This window comes from Cellulomonas aerilata (assembly GCF_007991755.1).
In the GTDB taxonomy this organism is placed as follows: Bacteria; Actinomycetota; Actinomycetes; order Actinomycetales; family Cellulomonadaceae; genus Pengzhenrongella; species Pengzhenrongella aerilata.
On the sequence record NZ_BJYY01000002.1, the window covers coordinates 257,711 to 271,074 of the forward strand.

The window sequence follows — 13,364 nt, forward strand, 5'->3', positions numbered from 1 at the left end:
GGACCGCGGACCGCGACCCGGTCAGCCGAGGCGGTCGGAGCGCCGGTCACCCGCGACGGTCCGGCCGTCCGGCGTCCGGACCAGCGGGTGGAGCCGCCACCACACCACGACGCCGACCACACCGGCGAGCACGGCCATCAGCCCGGTCTCGGAGGCGAACCAGCCGGTGAGGGGACGCTCCTGGGTGAGCGGGGCGACGACGTGGTACGCGGTGGCGTTCACGACGGCGTGGGCGAGCACACCGGGCCAGATGCCCCACCGGAGCTGCATGCTCGCCAGCACCGCGCCCAGCAGGGTGCCGCCGGCCGTGAACGTGAGGATGCCGAACCAGATCGGCACGCCGTCGGGTGCACCGCCGAGGACGAGCATGAGCGGCCAGTGGAAGGCCGACCACGCGAGCCCGCCCACCAGGACGACGGTCCGGGGCCCGGCGATCTCGGCCAGCCGGGTGACCAGCAGCCCTCGCCAGCCGACGTCCTCGGCGAGCGCCAGCAGCAGGTACGGCACCACCAGGACGGTCAGCCCCAGCAGCACCTGCGGCCCCAGCGCGCCGGAGGCGAAGCCGGCCAGCCCGGTCGCCCAGACGAGCCCCGCGGCCCCGAGGACGGTCGCGACGGCGTACAGCCAGGCCCGGCCGAGGGCGCGCAGGGGCGGTCGGCGGAACCCGAGCCCGGCACCGCGGGAGCGTCCGCGGGTCACCCGGCGGGCGACCAGGGCGGCGATCCCGGGGACGGCGGCCTGTCCGTACATCGCCGCCTGCCCGAGCGCGCCGGCCTCGTCGATGCGGCTGACGTCCACGCCCTCCGCGAGGCCGATGGCCGTCGTCCCCGTCACCAGCACGGCGACCGTGCCGAGGAAGACGGCGATCTCCGTCCGGGCGGCCGGACGGTCGCCGCGCCGCGGGGGACCGGCGTCGACGCGCTCCGCGTCCGGCGTGGTGGACGGGTCGGGGGCGGGGTCCGAGCGGGAGTTCGAGCGGGGGTTCGAGAGCGTGGTCACGGTGCCTCCAGGGCGGGTCGGTGCGTCCCCACCACGCTGCTCGCCGCCGCTGGTCGGCCGCTGGTCGGCGGCTGGTCGGCCCGAGGGAGCCGGGCACGTCGCTGACCAGCGCACGGCCAGCGAGGTCCGCGACCCTGGCGGCATGGAGACGGAACGGTCCCCGGCGTGCGGACTGGTCGTGCTGGAGGTCCCGGCCGGCATGACCGGTCGCCGCGTGCGCGCGCCGGGCGCCGACGTGGTGCTGGCGGTCCTGAGCGGCGGCATCCGCGTCGCCCTCGGCCAGGACACGGCACGACCCGTCACGGCGCCCGGCTGGGTCGTCTGCCCGCGGGGCGACCCGTGGCGGCTGGCCGCCGACGGCGCGGCCGCGCGGGTGCTGGTCGTGGCCTGCCCGGCCGGACCGGAGGCGCTCGTGGAGGCGCTGGCGCAGGGCCTGCTCGACGACGCGCTGCTGGTCGCCGTCGCGCACGACGCGGGGGTGGAGCTGCTGCTCGACGCCACCTCGCCGGAGTGCCGGGCCGGCGTCCGGGGGGAGTGACCGCGGACCGTCGTCCCGCGCGGCCCGGCTTTCGGTCGCGTCAGCCGGCCCCGACGGCGTGGGCGGCCTCGAGGGGCCTCGACGCCGCCGTCCGCGACCGGCCCGCGGGACCGGTCAGGGACGACATCCGGTCGCGCGAGGTGGAGAGGATCGGTGCGGGGCCGCCGAAGAAGCACTGGCACGGTCCGTCGACGTGGACGAAGTCGGTGCTGGGGCGGGCCGCGCACGCCACGGTGCGCAGGTGCGACGTGGTGAGCATGAGGTCGTTTCCTCCCGGTCGCAGGGCGTCGGGCGGGGTCGGCCGACGGCGACCGTAGTGTCGCGGGACCCGCCCCGGGTCGCGCAGCAGGTGACGCGCGACACGCGGCACGTCGCCCACTCCCCGGGTGACGGCGCGCGTCGGCACGTCGGCCCGGCCGGGCTGGTCAGGCGGGCGCCGGGCCGCCGTCCACCGGATCCCAGGGCGCCCCCTGCACGACGCCCGCGGCAGTGGCGGCGGCCTGCGCCTGGGCCAGGACCTGCCGGACCGGCACCCCGCGGTCGGCGGCGAGCGCCGCGACGTCGCCGAACTCGGGCGTCGCCTGCACCACGCGCCCGGCCCGGTGGCCGACCTTGACCCGGACGGTGCCGCCGTCGACCTCCACCGCGACCCAGGCCCGGTCCAGCACGTCCCGCACGACGGACGTGACCCGCAGCCCCAGGGTCGAGGTGTGGGCGAGCACGACGGCGCCCAGGGCGGTGGCCTGCTCGGGTCCGCACAGCACGTGCAGGGTGTGCGCCGGCCGGCCCTTCTTCATGACGATCGGGGTCAGCCAGGCGTCCCAGGCGCCCGCCGCGAGCAGTCGCTCCAGGACGTCGGGCCACACCCGGGGGTCGAGGTCGTCGACGTTCGTCTCCAGCACGACGGCCCGCTCCGGGGTCCCGCCGGGCCCGGCGTCGGCCGGGACCACGACGGGCGCGTCCGTCGTGCCGCGGGTCGGCGTGCCGAGGACGACCCGCACGACGTTGGCCCGCCCGGGGGTGTCCCGGGTTCCGGCGCCGATCCCGGTGCGGTCGGGCCGCAGCGCGGGCAGCGGGCCGCAGGCGCCGGCCAGGGACGTCGCCAGGGCCAGCCCGGTCGGGGTCGCCAGCTCGCCCCGGCCGCCGGCCAGCACGTCCCACCCGCGGGACAGCTCCAGCGCGGCGGGAGCCGGCACCGGCAGCACACCGTGGTGCGCGGTGACCGTCCCGGAGCCGAGCGCGATCGGGGACACCACGGCGTCGGTCACGCCGAGCGCCTCCACCCCGGCGCAGGAGCCGACGACGTCGGCGATCGCGTCCAGCGCGCCGACCTCGTGGAAGTGCACGTCCTCGGGTGGGATGCCGTGCACGCGTCCCTCGGCCTCCGCGAGGCGGGCGAACGCCGCGAGCGCACGGGCGCGGACGGGCTCGGCGAGGTCCGCGGCGACGAGCAGGTCGCGGATGGTCGTCCACGTGCGGTGCGGCGGGTCGTCGACGAGCACCTCGACCTCGACCTTGGTCGCCCGCAGCCCCGCACGCGTGACGCCGTGCGCGGCGAGCCGCACCGAGCCGGGGATCACCGCGTCGACCGCGGACTGCAGGTCGTCGAGCGCGGCGCCGGCGTCGACGAGCGCGCCGAGGAGCATGTCACCGGCGATGCCGGCGGACGCGTCGATCCACAGCAGGGTGGGGGTGGGCGCGGAGGTCGCGGGGGAGGGCGGGGTCACCCGCGCGAACCTACCGGGAGTGCTCGGAGTCCCCGGGCGCCGTCCTCGCCGGCCGGGCGGATACTCGGTCCGTGGGGTGGTGGCGGAGGTCGACCGACCCCCGCGGCGGCGGCGCCGGCGGGGTCCTCGGCGACCTGCTCGAGGTCTTCGGGCCCAGCCGCCGGCATGTCGTCGAGGAGCAGGAGCGCCGACGCCACGACATCCAGCTGCCCGGGACGGCCGCGCCACCGGGGTCAGGGGTGGACGTCGACCTCGACGCCGGCGTCGCCCACCTGCACGTGCCGCCGACCGACGGGTGCGCCGCCGACGGCCGGCCCACCGAGGGCTGAGCGCCGACCCCGCGCCGGCGTCAGGCGCCGGCCCGCCGCCACGCCAGCGGTCCGTCCCCCCGGACCGGCCCAGCCGCGGCGCCGTCGTCGCGCGCGTCCCGGGCGTCTCGATCGTCCCCGTCCCCGTCCCCGGCCCCGCGGCCGTCCGGGCCGACCACGGGGAGCGTCAGCTCGTCCGTCGCCGTACCGGACGGGCCCGCCCCGGTCAGCCGCACCCGCAGGACGTCGCCCCCGTCCCGTCCGCCGTCCTCCAGGTGCAGGTGCGGTGGCGGCGGGGCGTCGTCGGGCAGCGGCCACAGGACCGTGACCAGGCAGGCTCGTGGGACGGAGTGGCTGGTCACCACCGCGACCGGCACGTGCTCCCGGGCGCCGGAGCCTCCCGCCACCCAGCCGGGCGCGAGCGTCGGGGCCGACCCGGCCGGGTAGAGCAGCGCGACCCCCGGTGCGGTGACCAGGACGTCCTCGGCGCGCGGGTGCACGGTGGTGGCGTGCCAGGCGCCTGCCGGCAGGTGGAAGCGCTGGGCGTACTCGTGGCTGCTGCCGGTCGGCGCGGTCAGCGTGTCCACGACGACCCAGTACTCGCCGGCGACGAACGCCACCTGCCGGGTGTGCCGGACGTCGTCCGCGGGGCTGGTGACCTCGACGGTCAGGAGGTCCACGCCGTCGGACCGCCGCCGTGCCGGCGGTCCCGGCGTCGCCGGCGGGGCCGCGGCCGGCGGGGCCGCGGCCGACGGGGCCGCGGCCGGCGGGGCCGCGGCCGACGTGCCAGGTTGGTCCGGGCTCGGGTCCGCGCCGTCCACGACCACGGTGTTGTGCGCGCCGGTCGTCGTGGACCGGTGCTCACCGGGGGGCAGGGCCTCGGGGCCGCCGTGCCAGCCGGAGTCGACGACCAGCGGCCGCCCACGCCCGTACGCCTCCATGCCGAGGGCGTCGCCCCGCCCGGTGCCGCCGTCCGCGGGCCGGCCGGCGGCGAGGACGAGGAAGCGCTCGTCGGCGAAGTCGCCGGGCCCGTGCCCCCACCCGCTGCGCTGGACCGACAGTCCGCCCTGCGGGAAGTCCGGACCACGCTCCGTGGGCGGCCGGCCCACGGCGCCACGGGTCGCGGCCCACGCCATCCCCGGCACGTCGACCAGGGTCGAGGCGAGCGCCAGCACGTCGGCGAGGTCGCCCGTGCCCGGACCCGACAGCGCCGGGACGGCGCCGTCCGGCCGGGTGAGGTGCATCCCGAACCGGCACGCGAGCGCCAGCCGCTCGTCGTACCCCGCCGGGACCGTCAGCCCGAAGCGACGGGCGTTCTCCCGGGCGCCGACGAAGGCGCGCAGCGCGACGAGGTGGGCATGCGGGGAGTGCGCGCGGTGCACGCCGTCGGGCCCCACGGCGTCGAGCAGGTCGCGGTGCAGCGCGGCCCACGCCTCGCCGGCCAGCCGACCCCCCGGGTCCAGAGCAGGCAGGGCGAGGGCCACCACGAGCACCGCGTACAGCTCCGGCGTCCGGTGACCCGGTGCGACCGCGAGGTCCCCGACGAGCTGCGCGAGCTGGTCGCCCATGCTCCACATCAGCAGCTCGACGGTGGACTCGGACGGCGGGGCGCCCGCGGCGGCGAACGCCTGCCACGCGTAGACCCAGTTCTGCAGCCGGCGGCCGGTCACCTCGCCGGGGTCCGTGCCGACCTCGACCTGGTCGGTCCAGGACGCGACGAGCCGCTCCCACGCCGCGAGGTAGCGGCGGTCCCCGGTCTCGCTCAGCGCGGCGGCCAGGTCGAGCCCGACGGTGAAGGTGCTCCACCCGAGGCGCCACTTCACGTCCTGCGTCGGGCCGTCGCCGCGCCAGTCGGGGTCGAGGCCGATCTCCAGGGTCCGGCCGTCGCTGGTGTAGCGCCCCTCGAGGGCGTCGTCGGCCGACTGCCGCGGCCGGTGCGCGCGTTCGGCGACGCAGAACACGGGCGGCCGCGCCCGCGGGTGGGGTGATCCGGCGTCGTCAGGCCCGGGCTGCGTCGGCATGGTCGGGAGCGCCCCTTCGTCCGGTCCTCTGGTGGTCCCTACGGGAGCATCCACCGAAAGGTTCACGACGGGCGGGCGAGGTCGGACGACCTGCCGGCACAGCCGCGGCACGGCCCGCGGGGGCGGTCAGGCGGTCACGTGGTCGTGCACGCGCGCGATCTCGACGCGGTCGTCCTCGTCGACGTGGGACTCCGCGTAGGCGCACAGCAGGGCGAACGGCACCTCGTCCTGCAGGCCCGACCACAGCCGCTCCAGCTCCAGCGCACCGACCGCGTTGCCGCCGGCCCACAGGAGGTCGACCATCTCGCCGAACCCCCGCAGGGTGCGGTCCGCCGCGTGGTCGCGCACGAGCGAGCCCACCGTCGTGGCGAACCGCTCGGGGTCCGGGACGCCGTCGTCGCCCATGAACTGCTCGAGCGTCGCGGCGGCGTCGAGCTCCACGTAGCGCCCCTGCCCGAGCGAGTCCAGCACGCCGTGGGCGGCGAGCCGGTCCCGCAGCGCCGTGCGGTGCTGCGGGGTGGCGATGACCAGCCCCACACCGCCGGCCTCCCACCCGGCGACCAGGTAGTCCTCCACGGCGCCCATCAGGTGGTCGTCCCCGGCATGGAACAGGACACGGTGCGACCAGTCGGTCCCGGCGTCCGCCCTGGACGACGCACCGCCGGTGCCCGGAGCTGGGCGGCGCGGCCCACCCCGGATGGCGTGCCAGCCGCAGAACTTGCAGGCGATCACCCACGACCCGGACGGGATCCGGGACCCGCTCAGCGCCCACAGGCGGCGGCAGCAGGGGCAGGCGTGCGCGGCGACCCGGCGGCGGGCGGCGTTCGTCGGGGTGCGCAGCATGCGGCCCAGTGTGACCGACAACGCAGTCAGGGCCAAGGGCATTGTGACTCGAAGTGACGACCAGTTCGCCCACTTGTCACAATACGGGTCGGTCCGGGACACCGCACGCCGAGACGTCGTCGGGCTCCCGGGCCTCGCGGTCGCCGGTCAGGCGCCGGTCAAGCTCCCTCAGGCGGAGATCGCGAGCTCCCGGACCAGACGCTCGGCGGTCTCGGGTGCTGCCCCGTCGTCGTGCAGCATCACCAGGACCGGCTCGTGGCCGTCGTCCTCCACGAGGAACATCGCGCGACTGCCGCAGGAGCACGTGTGGTGGACGCCGTCGTCGAAGTAGATGCACGAGTGGATGCGCGTGGTGCTCATGCCTCCGACGGTAGAGCGGGCTACCGACACGACGGTGGCGACATGCCGAGGAGCCCCCCGGCTGCTGTCACACCGGAGTGGTGGCGACCGTCGCGTCGGTGGCGTCCGGGGTCCACGCCAGCCGCCGGCGGTGCGCGTCCAGCGCGTGCATGACCGGTGTCGCCGCGACGCCGTGCACGACGATCGATGCCACGACCACCAGCCCCACGATCGACCACAGGCGCTCGGCCCCGGGGAAGTCGCCGTGCCCGAGCGCGTAGGCGACGTAGAACAGCGAGCCGACGCCCCGGACGCCGAAGAACGCGATGACCGCACGCTCGCGCGGGCCGGTCTTGCCGGGTGTCAGCCCGATCCAGCCGGCCAGCGGCCGGACGACCAGCAGCACGACCAGCGCGACGGCGACCTCGCGCCACCCCACGCCGGCCAGCAGGCCACGGGCGATCGCGCCGCCGAGCAGCACGACCACGGCGACGGTCAGCAGCCGCTCGATCTGCTCGACGAACTTGTGCATCACGCGGTGGTAGCCGTGCTCGCGCTCCTGCTGGCGGATGGTGCACGCGCACACGAACACGGCGACGAAGCCGTACCCCTCGGCGAGCTCGGCCGCGCCGTACGCGAGGAACGTCGCCGCCAGCGCGACGAAGCCCTCCGCCTCCTCGGTGAGCCGCAGTCGCTCGGAGACCGTGGAGAAGAACAGCTTGCCGAGCAGCCAGCCGACGACGACGCCGGCCACCACGCCGACCACGAGCCGCCAGCCGACGTCGACCAGCGCCCACCGGCCGAACCAGTCGCCCAGCGCGGGACCGGACAGGCTGACCGCGATCGCGGCGTAGGTGAACGGGAACGCGAGGCCGTCGTTGAGGCCCGCCTCGGACGTCAGCGCGAACCGCGCCTCGTCGTCGGCCGCGTCCGGGTCGGCGACCGGCTCGCTCACCTGCACCTCGGTGGCCAGCACCGGGTCGGTGGGGGCCAGCGCTGCGGCGAGGAGGATCGCGCTCGCCGCTCCGAGCCCGAGCACCGCCCACCCCAGGACGCCGACGGCGAGCATGGACAGCGGCATGGTGATCGCCAGCAGCCGCCAGGTCGAGGACCACATGTGCCGGCTGATCGGCCGGTTGAGCGCCAGCCCGGCGCCCATCAGGGAGACCAGGACGCAGATCTCCGTGAGGTGCAGCGTGACCGCCTCGTGCTCCAGCGGACTGGGGTCGGGGAGCCCGGGCAGCACGGTGAACACCAGCATGCCGGCGGCCAGGAAGACCATCGGCATCGAGACCGGCGCGCGTCCGAGCACGCGCGGCAGGAGTGCCGCCGCGAGCGTCGCGAGCCCCACCGCGGCGAACAGCGCCGCAGCCCCGCCTTCGAACTCGACCATCGTCCCGCTCCTGTCGCCGCCGCCGGGCGTGTCCCGACACTCTCGCGGCGCCCTGATCCGCCCGACCACTGTGCCTCGGCGGCGGCGCCCCCGCGCGCCGGGAAAACTCGTGGAGCCCGTTCGCCCGGATCCCTCACACTGCGGGTGTGCCCGTCGATGGGCAGGGTGTCGCGGCGAGAGCCGCGGTACACAACCGAAGAGCAGTTCCCCGGTCCGGGTGGTGGTGCCAGCATCGCGCCGCGACGGACCGGCCTGGTCGTGGGACGCACCTCTGATGAGGGGTGGACGGACACGGACCGGGTGGCACGTCATCGACAGCCTCCAAACGGCCGGGGGCGGTTCAAGCCGCGCGAGACAAGGACAAGCGGGCGCGGTGGGTGGTGACGCATCCGATGCTGGTCGGCATCCGGCGACGGCCCGGTGACCTCAGGACGAGGTCACCGGGCCGTCGTCCGTCCCGCCCCGGCCTGGCCCTGGGGACCTCGGCGCGACCCGGGAATGACCCGGGACGTGACCGGCGTTGCGCGGCACGTGACCCCCCACCTCTTCACGCCCCTGACCCTGCGCGGCACCACCTTCGCGAACCGGGTGTGGCTGGCGCCGATGTGCCAGTACTCCGCCGTCGACGGCCTGCCGGACGACTGGCACCTGGTGCACCTGGGCGCCCGCGCCGCCGGCGGCTTCGGCCTCGTCATCGCGGAGGCGACCGCCGTCGTCCCCGAGGGACGGATCACCCCGCAGGACACCGGCCTGTGGGACGACGCCCAGGTGAGCGCCTGGCGCCGCGTCACCGACGCGATCCACGCGAACGGCTCGCTCGCCGGGGTGCAGCTCGCGCACGCGGGCCGCAAGGCGTCGACCTACCGTCCCTGGGGCGCCGGCCGCGGCACCGTGCCGGTCGAGGACGGCGGCTGGACCACCGTCGCGCCGTCGGCCATGGCCTACCCGGGCCTGGCGACGCCCGCCGAGCTGACCGCGCAGGCGGTCCAGGACGTGCCGCGGCAGTTCGCCGCTGCCGCCGCTCGCGCCCTGGACGCCGGGTTCGACGTCGTCGAGATCCACGCCGCCCACGGCTACCTCCTGCACCAGTTCCTGTCGCCGCTGTCCAACCAGCGTGGCGACGAGTACGGGGGACCGCTGGAGAACCGTGCGCGCCTGCTCGTCGAGGTGGTCGACGCCGTGCGCGGGGTCTGGCCCGAGGACCGGCCGCTGCTGGTCCGCTTCTCCGCGACGGACTGGGCCGACGACGGCCTGACGGTCGAGGAGGTCACGGCGGTCGCCAAGGACCTCGGCGGGCACGGCGTCGACCTCGTCGACGTGTCGACCGGGGGCAACGTCCCCGCCGACATCCCCGTCGGTCCCGGGTACCAGGTGCCCGCGGCGCGCGCGGTGCGCGCCGGGTCCGGCCTGCCGGTCGCCGCGGTCGGGCTCCTGGAGTCGCCGCAGCAGGCGGAGCAGGTCCTCGTCGACGGCGCCGCCGACGTCGTGCTGATCGGCCGGGCCGCGCTGCGCGAGCCTTCGTGGCCGCTGCGGGCGGCGCACGAGCTCGGCGTCCCGGAGGAGCAGGCGCCGTGGCCCGCGCAGTACCGCCGGGGGACCTGGGCCTGAGCCCGTCGCCGGGCCCGCGACGGCGCCTGAGGTACCTCAGGCACCGTCGCCCGGCAGTCGCCCCGCAGATCTCGGTCATCCGGCCGATCCGTCCACCCCGCCCTCATCGGCACCGTGAGGGTCGTGCGAGCAGGTCGCTCGCCGACAGGTGGAGGTGGGGACCGTGGACATGCTGCTCTGGGGACCAGGGCTCGACGCCGAGCTGGAGTTCCGCCGCGAGCGGGTGGCGTCGATGTGGGGTCGCCCGGCGTGGGCCGACCGCGTCGCCGGGACGCTGCCGGCCCACCGCCGGGCGCCGCGCCACGTGCGGGCGCCGCACGGGGCGGCGCGGCACGGCGTGGTGCGAGCCGCGGCCGGTGAGGTGACGCCGGGGCCGGTCGCGGTCCGGTGATGCCGGCCCTCGTCCGTCGGGTCGTCCGTCGGGTCGGGCTCCCGTCCGGCCTGCCGTGAGCAGCGCGACGGACGGCGACGTTGCGGGCGTGTGGGTGGGCGCTGCCAGGATCGGGGGCATGGGCCGCAGCGCGAGCACCACCCCCTTCGTCGCCCGCGACGACGAGGTCCGGGTCATGCTCGCCGCCCTCGACCGGGCGGCCGCGGGCGACCCGGGCCTGGTGCTGGTCGGCGGCGACGCGGGGGTCGGCAAGAGCCGGCTCATCGACCGCGTGGCCGAGCTCGGCGAGGAGTCCGGCGCGACCGTGGTGACCACCCACTGCGTCGACCTCGGGGAGGTCGGCCTGCCCTACCTCCCGTTCGCGGAGGCGCTGGCCCGCCTGCGCCGGCCCGGCGGCCCGGTCGACCGGGTGGTGGAGGAGCGCCCGGCGCTCGGCCGGCTCCTGCCGTCCGGGGCGGCCGCCGGCCCGACCACCGAGGACCACGCCAACCGGCTCCAGCTGTTCGACGGGCTCGCCGAGGTGCTGGGGGCGTGCGGGCAGCCGGGTGCCCCGCTCGTGCTGGTCGTCGAGGACCTGCACTGGGCCGACTCCTCCAGCCGCGACGTGCTCCGCTTCCTCGTCGCCCGCATGCGCGCCGAGCACCTCCTGCTGGTGGGCAGCTACCGCACGGACGACCTGCACCGGCGTCACCCTCTGCGCGCCGTCCTCGCCGAGCTGGCCCGTCACCCCCGGGTGGAGCGCCTGGAGCTCGCGCCGTTCGACCGCGACGAGCTGCGCGCGTTCCGCACCGCCCTGACCGGCACCCCGCCGGCCGAGCACGAGCTGCGCCGGCTCGCCGAGCGGTCCGAGGGCAACGCCTACTACGCGCAGGAGCTCATCGAGGCCGGCGCCGGCACGGGGGACCTGCCCGGATCGCTCGCCGACGTGCTCCGGGCGCGAGTGGAGGACCTGGACCCCACCGTGCAGGCTCTCGCCCGGGCCGCGAGCGTGGCCGGTCGGCGGGTCTCGGAGCCGCTGCTGCGCGCGGTCACGGCGCGCGCGGCTCCCACCGACCCGCAGTGGTTCGACGTCGCCCTGCGGGAGGCGGTCGCGCGGAACGTCCTGGGGGGCGAGGAGGGGCAGATCGCGTTCCGGCACGCCCTGCTGGCCGAGGCCGTCTACGGCGACCTCCTGCCCGGGGAGCAGGTGGCGCTGCACGGCGCGTACTGCGACGTGCTCTCCGCGCGCCCGGAGCTCGGCTCCCCGGCCCAGCTCGCCCACCACGCCCTGCACTGCAACGACCCGACCACGGCACTGCGCGCGTCCCGCGACGCGGCGCGGCAGGCGCGCGGCGTGCTGGCGCCCGCGGAGGAGCTGCGCCACCTGGAGACGGTCCTGCGGCTGTGGGACGCCGTGCCCGGCGCCGAGGACGTCGCGGGGGAGGACCGGATCGCGGTGACCGTCGCGGCGGCGTCGGCCGCCGGGCGCGCAGGCCTGAGCGAGCGCGGGACGGCGCTGTGCCGCCAGGCCGTCCAGGCCGCGGACGGGGACCCCGGGCGTCAGGCGCCGATCCGGGCGCAGCTCGCGCGCTTCCTCCTCGCCGTGGACCACGACGAGGAGGCCTTCGACGAGGCCACCCGGGCGCTCGCCGACGTGCCCGAGACGCCCGGTGATGCGTCCCGCGCGTGGGCCCTGGCGGTGCACGCGTTCTGCGCGCTGGCGGTCGACCGCGACGAGGAGTCCCGGCGCAGCGCGCTGGCCGCGGTGCAGGAGGCCCGGCGGGTCGACGCGCCCGGGGCCGAGGCCGACGCCCTGGCCACGCTGGCCGTGCTCGTGGTCGACGACCCGGAGCAGGCGGCCGCGCTCCTCGCGCAGGCGCAGGAGCGCGCCCGGGCCGCCGGCGACCTGGAGACCGAGCTGCGCTGCCACTTCAACCTCACGGCCAACCAGTACTACGCCGGGCTGCTCGACGAGGCGGCGGACCTCGTCCGCACCGGCCTGGACCGAGCCCGGTCCAGCGGCCTGCTCTGGAACGTGCACGGCGTCCAGCTGCTGCTGTTCGACGAGCTCGTCCGCTACGCCCGCGGCAACCTGTCGCCCGCGCCCGCCTCGGGGGACGCGCCGCCCCCTGCGGCGGCCGCGGCGCTCGCCGCGGTGCAGCTCTACGCCGCCGTCGCCCGCGGCGACGCCGACGCGGCCGCTCGTGGTCTCGCGCTGCGTCCGGAGTGGGAGCGCGACGGGCAGGTCGCGCTCATCTCCGGCGGCTGCACGATCGACGCCCTCACGTGGGCGGGACGCCTGGACGAGGCGGTGGGGCTCGCCACGACGCTCATCGAGCACATGGGCCGGGTGTGGGACGACGTGTTCCTCGGGGGGATCTGGATCGCCGCACTGGGGCTGGCGGCGCTGGCCGACGGCGCCGCGGCCGACCGGCTCGCCGGGACCGACCCCGGACCGCGGCTCCGGCTCGGCGCCGACCTGCTGGCCCGCGCGGTGACGACAGCCGAACGGGGTCGCCCGCGCGGCGGGCGGCTGGGCCCCGAGGGACGTGCGTGGCTGGCCCGCGCGCATGCCGAGCACGCACGGCTCGCCGGGGCCGCCGACCCGACGAGCTGGGAGGTCGCCACCGGGGAGTTCGCCTACGGCTACCGCTACGAGGAGGCCCGCAGCCGGCGGCGCTGGGCCGAGGCCCTGCTCGAGGCGGGCGACCGGACCGCGGCCGGGGCGCAGCTGCGGCAGGCGTGGTCGCAGGCCCGGGCGATGGGCGCCACACCGCTCGTCGACGCGCTCGAGACGCTCGCCCGGCGCGGCCGGCTCGACCTGCCCGGCGTGCGTGCAGCGTCGACCGAGCTGCTGACCAGCCGCGAGACCGAGGTGCTCGAGCTGGTCGCCGCCGGGCTGAGCAACCGGCAGATCGGGGACCGGCTGTTCATCAGCGCCAAGACGGTGAGCGTGCACGTCTCGAACCTGCTCGCCAAGCTCGGGGCGTCCGGACGGGCGGAGGCCGTGACCCTCGCGCACCGGCGGGGTCTGCTGGGGACGAGCGGGGGGAGCACGAGCGGGAGCGGCGCGGGCGCCGGCAGCGGCGACGCCCCACCCGGCCGGCAGCCCGCGCGACGGTGACCGTCGCGCGAGCTGCCGGCTCGGAGTCGCCGGGAGCTGCCGGCCCGCGAGCCCGCGGGCTCGCGGCTCAGGCGCCGGCGTGCGGCCGGTCGCC

Annotated in this window: 12 protein-coding genes; 5 read left to right on the forward strand and 7 right to left on the reverse strand. The window is 77.2% G+C overall.

The window, feature by feature from the left end:
- Positions 1–21: 21 nt before the first annotated feature.
- Positions 22–999 carry a CPBP family intramembrane glutamic endopeptidase gene (locus tag CAE01nite_RS04375; RefSeq protein WP_186816411.1) on the reverse strand — a complete coding sequence of 326 codons (978 nt, stop codon included), beginning with the start codon at positions 997–999 and terminating at the stop codon, positions 22–24.
- Positions 1,000–1,141: 142 nt separating this feature from the next.
- On the opposite strand from CAE01nite_RS04375, the gene CAE01nite_RS04380 reads away from it, so the two are divergent.
- Positions 1,142–1,537 carry a hypothetical protein gene (locus tag CAE01nite_RS04380; RefSeq protein ID WP_186816412.1) on the forward strand — a complete coding sequence of 132 codons (396 nt, stop codon included), beginning with the start codon at positions 1,142–1,144 and terminating at the stop codon, positions 1,535–1,537.
- A 40-nt stretch (positions 1,538–1,577) separates the two neighbouring features.
- On the opposite strand, the gene CAE01nite_RS04385 is transcribed toward CAE01nite_RS04380, so the two are convergent.
- Complete coding sequence (locus tag CAE01nite_RS04385; protein ID WP_146900496.1) at positions 1,578–1,796, reverse strand: hypothetical protein; 219 nt, start codon at positions 1,794–1,796, stop codon at positions 1,578–1,580.
- Between the two features lie 166 nt (positions 1,797–1,962).
- Positions 1,963–3,264, reverse strand: coding sequence for a nickel pincer cofactor biosynthesis protein LarC (gene larC, locus CAE01nite_RS04390; protein WP_246130995.1), 1,302 nt, complete (start codon positions 3,262–3,264; stop codon positions 1,963–1,965).
- 71 nt (positions 3,265–3,335) lie between these two features.
- Between larC and CAE01nite_RS04395 the strand changes: the two genes are divergently transcribed.
- Positions 3,336–3,593 carry a DUF6191 domain-containing protein gene (locus tag CAE01nite_RS04395; RefSeq protein ID WP_146900499.1) on the forward strand — a complete coding sequence of 86 codons (258 nt, stop codon included), beginning with the start codon at positions 3,336–3,338 and terminating at the stop codon, positions 3,591–3,593.
- A 20-nt stretch (positions 3,594–3,613) separates the two neighbouring features.
- On the opposite strand, the gene CAE01nite_RS04400 is transcribed toward CAE01nite_RS04395, so the two are convergent.
- The 4 genes from CAE01nite_RS04400 to CAE01nite_RS04415 form a co-directional block, all read right to left on the reverse strand.
- Positions 3,614–5,593, reverse strand: a complete 1,980-nt coding sequence (locus tag CAE01nite_RS04400) for a heparinase II/III domain-containing protein (RefSeq protein WP_146900502.1) — start codon at positions 5,591–5,593, stop codon at positions 3,614–3,616.
- A gap of 126 nt (positions 5,594–5,719) precedes the next feature.
- Positions 5,720–6,436, reverse strand: a complete 717-nt coding sequence (locus tag CAE01nite_RS04405; RefSeq protein ID WP_186816413.1) for an MEDS domain-containing protein — start codon at positions 6,434–6,436, stop codon at positions 5,720–5,722.
- Between the two features lie 168 nt (positions 6,437–6,604).
- Complete coding sequence (locus tag CAE01nite_RS04410) at positions 6,605–6,796, reverse strand: hypothetical protein (protein ID WP_146900508.1); 192 nt, start codon at positions 6,794–6,796, stop codon at positions 6,605–6,607.
- A gap of 67 nt (positions 6,797–6,863) precedes the next feature.
- Positions 6,864–8,168: a cation:proton antiporter gene (locus CAE01nite_RS04415; protein ID WP_146900511.1), complete on the reverse strand. Its 1,305-nt coding sequence runs from the start codon at positions 8,166–8,168 to the stop codon at positions 6,864–6,866.
- 510 nt (positions 8,169–8,678) lie between these two features.
- On the opposite strand from CAE01nite_RS04415, the gene CAE01nite_RS04420 reads away from it, so the two are divergent.
- From CAE01nite_RS04420 to CAE01nite_RS18705, 3 genes are all read left to right on the forward strand, one after another.
- Positions 8,679–9,776 carry an NADH:flavin oxidoreductase/NADH oxidase gene (locus CAE01nite_RS04420; RefSeq protein WP_246130996.1) on the forward strand — a complete coding sequence of 366 codons (1,098 nt, stop codon included), beginning with the start codon at positions 8,679–8,681 and terminating at the stop codon, positions 9,774–9,776.
- A gap of 163 nt (positions 9,777–9,939) precedes the next feature.
- Positions 9,940–10,167, forward strand: coding sequence for a hypothetical protein (locus CAE01nite_RS04425; RefSeq protein WP_146900517.1), 228 nt, complete (start codon positions 9,940–9,942; stop codon positions 10,165–10,167).
- A 118-nt stretch (positions 10,168–10,285) separates the two neighbouring features.
- Entirely contained in the window at positions 10,286–13,270 is a 2,985-nt protein-coding gene (locus CAE01nite_RS18705; RefSeq protein WP_146900520.1) for a helix-turn-helix transcriptional regulator, read from the forward strand.
- Positions 13,271–13,364 lie beyond the last annotated feature (94 nt).

Coding starts and splice junctions, on each gene's coding strand:
- CAE01nite_RS04380 (WP_186816412.1), top strand. CDS start 1,142: ATGGAGACGGAACGGTCCCCGGCGTGCGGACTGGTCGTGCTGGAGGTC.
- CAE01nite_RS04385 (WP_146900496.1), bottom strand. CDS start 1,796: ATGCTCACCACGTCGCACCTGCGCACCGTGGCGTGCGCGGCCCGCCCC.
- CAE01nite_RS04400 (WP_146900502.1), bottom strand. CDS start 5,593: ATGCCGACGCAGCCCGGGCCTGACGACGCCGGATCACCCCACCCGCGG.
- CAE01nite_RS04405 (WP_186816413.1), bottom strand. CDS start 6,436: ATGCTGCGCACCCCGACGAACGCCGCCCGCCGCCGGGTCGCCGCGCAC.
- CAE01nite_RS04410 (WP_146900508.1), bottom strand. CDS start 6,796: ATGAGCACCACGCGCATCCACTCGTGCATCTACTTCGACGACGGCGTC.
- CAE01nite_RS04415 (WP_146900511.1), bottom strand. CDS start 8,168: ATGGTCGAGTTCGAAGGCGGGGCTGCGGCGCTGTTCGCCGCGGTGGGG.
- CAE01nite_RS18705 (WP_146900520.1), top strand. CDS start 10,286: ATGGGCCGCAGCGCGAGCACCACCCCCTTCGTCGCCCGCGACGACGAG.